We start from the raw sequence: 890 nt of genomic DNA, 5'->3' as shown, positions 1-890 counted from the left end.
TGGCCAAGAATGAATGGGTAGATGGTGGCCGTTACTATGTTAATTCTGAAGGCAAAATGGTAAGGGGTAAATGGGTAGATGGTGGTCGTTACTATGTAGGAAACGATGGTGTGAGACAACCAAAACCAGCAGCCGGGAATCCATACTCAGCAGCTTTAAAGACAGCACAAGATTATAATAGGATTCATTTGTCAAAAAAAAGAATTTATGAGATGTTAATTTTTGAAGGTTTTAATAGTGACACTGCACAATATGCTATCAATCATTTGCAAGCAGACTATAAGGCGAATGCCTTAGCTCAAGCAAGAGAATACCGAAAGAATGCCAATTTATCAAAGACAGAAATTTATGAGAGGCTAACTTCTCCTTATTTTAGAAAATTTACAAAAGAAGAAGCAGACTATGCCATTCAAAAACTAGATTTAACACCAGAAGGAAGCATTGCCCGCAATAAATGGGTAGGAGACTATTATTATAAATCAGATGGAAAGGTGGCCAAGAATGAATGGGTAGATGGTGGCCGTTACTATGTTAATTCTGAAGGCAAAATGGTAAGGGGTAAATGGGTAGATGGTGGTCGTTACTATGTAGGAAACGATGGTGTGAGACAACCAAAACCAGCAGCCGGGAATCCATACTCAGCAGCTTTAAAGACAGCACAAGATTATAATAGGATTCATTTGTCAAAAAAAAGAATTTATGAGATGTTAATTTTTGAAGGTTTTAATAGTGACACTGCACAATATGCTATCAATCATTTGCAAGCAGACTATAAGGCGAATGCCTTAGCTCAAGCAAGAGAATACCGAAAGAATGCCAATTTATCAAAGACAGAAATTTATGAGAGGCTAACTTCTCCTTATTTTAGAAAATTTACAAAAGAAGAAGCA

General features: G+C 37.0%; 1 protein-coding gene. It reads left to right on the top strand.

Features of this window, described 5'->3' with window-relative positions; genetic code table 11:
* A partial coding sequence (locus ADI74_RS07710) for an Ltp family lipoprotein (RefSeq protein WP_049538107.1) occupies window positions 1-890 on the top strand: 890 nt, incomplete at both ends.

It is taken from the genome of Streptococcus pseudopneumoniae (genome assembly GCF_001074565.1).
GTDB classification, from domain to species: domain Bacteria; phylum Bacillota; class Bacilli; order Lactobacillales; family Streptococcaceae; genus Streptococcus; species Streptococcus pseudopneumoniae_J.
This window is presented reverse-complemented; position numbering and strand designations above follow the sequence as displayed.